3 protein-coding genes and 1 pseudogene are annotated in these 2,332 nt (G+C 71.5%); all 4 read right to left on the minus strand.

What is annotated here, in order from left to right; genetic code table 11:
* A partial coding sequence (locus ACIQOV_RS37850) for a helix-turn-helix transcriptional regulator (protein ID WP_401055311.1) occupies positions 1–434 on the minus strand: 434 nt, incomplete at its 3' end.
* A 1-nt stretch (position 435) separates the two neighbouring features.
* The gene (locus ACIQOV_RS37855; RefSeq protein ID WP_401055312.1) at positions 436–1,344 is read right to left on the minus strand and encodes a DUF4097 family beta strand repeat-containing protein; all 909 of its coding nucleotides are present in this window, start codon (positions 1,342–1,344) and stop codon (positions 436–438) included.
* 212 nt (positions 1,345–1,556) lie between these two features.
* The gene (locus ACIQOV_RS37860) at positions 1,557–1,736 is read right to left on the minus strand and encodes a DUF6104 family protein (RefSeq protein WP_387695218.1); all 180 of its coding nucleotides are present in this window, start codon (positions 1,734–1,736) and stop codon (positions 1,557–1,559) included.
* Positions 1,737–1,782: 46 nt separating this feature from the next.
* Positions 1,783–2,332, minus strand: a pseudogene (locus ACIQOV_RS37865) (hypothetical protein); the annotation flags it as partial.

Genomic DNA, 2,332 nt, shown 5'->3' on the forward strand with positions numbered 1-2,332 from the left:
CCCCAGGGCCCGGCCCACGGGTCCCCGCCCTCGGTGCGCTCCGGCCGGGGCGCCTGCTTCGCGGCGTTCCACAGCTCCTCGCGCAGGTCCTTGGCGCTGTCCCGGACGTCCTCGCGGATCGCCCCGGCGAGCTGGGCCACGGAGTCGTGGATCTCCACCTCCAGCTCCTCCAACTCGACCTGACGGGCTTCGAGTTCGGCGCGTCCGGCGTCGGTCAGCCGGTACACCTTGCGGCCGCCCTCGGTGCTGTGGGCGACCAGGCCCTCCTGCTCCAGCTTGGCCAGCCGCGGGTAGACCGTCCCGGCCGAAGGGGCGTACAGGCCCTGGAACCGCTCCTCCAGCAGCCGGATGACCTCGTAGCCGTGCCGCGGGGCCTCGTCCAGCAGCTTCAGCAGGTAGAGGCGGAGCCGGCCGTGGCCGAACACGGGGGTCATCTCAGGCCTCCTTGGTGAGGTTCGGGGTGCCGGGGCCCGCCGGGAGTTCCTTGACCACCACCGGGCCGTCCTCCTCCGAGTCGGGGCGGCGCAGCACGGTGACCGCGCCGGAGACGGTGGTGACGTTGAGGCTGCCGCGGCCCTCGCCGAGCCGGCCGGAGATCTTCTTGGCGCCCCAGGTGCTGCTCATCTGGAGTTCCTCGAAGGTGCTGGAGACGTCGCCGCTGGTGGAGCCGGCCTCGACGGTGGCGTCGGCCAGCGAGGGGATCCGGACCACGACCGCGCCGCTGACGGTGTTGACCTTGACGTCGGTCTCACCCGCCACGTCGAGGTCCAGGGTGACGGCCCCGGTGACGGTGTTGGCCTGGATCCGGTCGGCGGTGCCGGCGATCACGGTGAGCTGCCCGGAGACGGTGTTGACCTTGAGCTGGCCGCCGACCGCCTGGGCGTCCACGTCGCCGGTGACGGTACTGGCCTCGATCCGGCCGGTCACCCCGGCGAGGGTGGTGTCGCCGTTGGCGCTCTGCACCGAGACGTGCCCGCTGACGCCGCTGACGGTGGCGTGCGCCGACACGGTCCCGACCTTGACCTCGACGTCGGCCGGGACGGTCACGGTCACGCCGGCGATCCGCTTGCGCTTGAAGGAGCCGAAGAAGTTCTTCACCGAGCCGACCGACTTGAGCCAGTCGCCGAACTCGCCCCAGCTGTTGATGTCCTTGTAGGTGACCGTCAGGACGCCGTCCACCAGGGTCACGTGCAGGGGGTCGCCGACCAGCTCGGTGACCTCCAGGCGGGCCGGGCCCTCGGCCGCGACCACGTTCACCGTGCCCTCGATGGTCCGCACGTGCAGCGTGCGCACCGACTCGTCGAAGGTGATCCTCTCGGTGCCCTCGACCGTCCACTGGCTCATCTCTGCCGCCTCCCGTCGCGGATCGCGATGTATCGCGTTCTCTTTTAAAGACGATATATCGCGTGCTGGCAGAGTCAAGCGTGCCGGCCCCCGATCCCGACCCCGATCCGTCCCCGAGACCTCCCCTACGGGGACGGCGGGGCTCCGTCCCCGAACACGCGCGAGGCCCGGGAGGCGGTTGCCTCCCGGGCCTCGCGGCGGCCGTCACCGGGTCACTCGTCGTCCTCGTCGTCGAGCCGCGCCAGCCAGGTGGCCAGCCGCTCGACCGGGACCTCGAAGTCCGGGTTGAGGTCGACGAACGCGCGCAGCTGCTCGGCCAGCCACCCCAGGGTGACCTCCTCCTCGCCGCGCCGGTTCTCCAGTTCCTCGATGCCTCGGTCGGTGAAGTACACGGTTCGCTCCGGTCCGATGGGGATTGACCTGGTCAGGATAGTCGGGTCAGCTCGCGCGCCAGGTGCTGACGGTGACCCTGGCGGCCCCGGTGGTCGGGTCCGCCTGCTCGATCACCGCGATGGCGATGTTGCGGGTGATCCGGTCGCGGACGCACAGCAGTCGGCCCGGGGCGACCCGGTTGTACGAGAGGTCGGTGTCCGGCCGGGAGTCGATCGCGGCGGCGCACTGCTCGGCGGTGACGGACGGCTCGGTGATCACCGCGAAGTCCGACTTGTCGTCCCCGTAGGTGTCGAAGGCGTTGGCCTTGCTGCCGCTGCCGTTGTTGGTGACCCCCAGACCCCACTTCAGGTCGGTGGAGCGGGGCACCACGGTGCCCGCGTTCAGGTCGATCCGGTAGGCGTCGCTGGAGTACTCGGCGGCGGGGATCGACAGCGACTTCTTGTCCAGCATCGGGGAGTAGCCGGTCGGCCGGGCCGGGGCGGAGACGGTGCTCTGGCCGGACTTCGAGGGCGCGGCCGTCACCGAATCGCCGGAGGAGGAGGTGGAGGCGCTCGGAGAGGCGGCGGCCGACCGGGCCGGGTCCGGGCCCGGGCCC

Origin of the sequence: Kitasatospora sp. NPDC091257, from assembly GCF_044757675.1 — a bacterium.
GTDB classification, from domain to species: Bacteria; Actinomycetota; Actinomycetes; order Streptomycetales; family Streptomycetaceae; genus Kitasatospora; species Kitasatospora lactacystinica.

Coding starts and splice junctions, on each gene's coding strand:
- ACIQOV_RS37855 (WP_401055312.1), bottom strand. CDS start 1,344: ATGAGCCAGTGGACGGTCGAGGGCACCGAGAGGATCACCTTCGACGAG.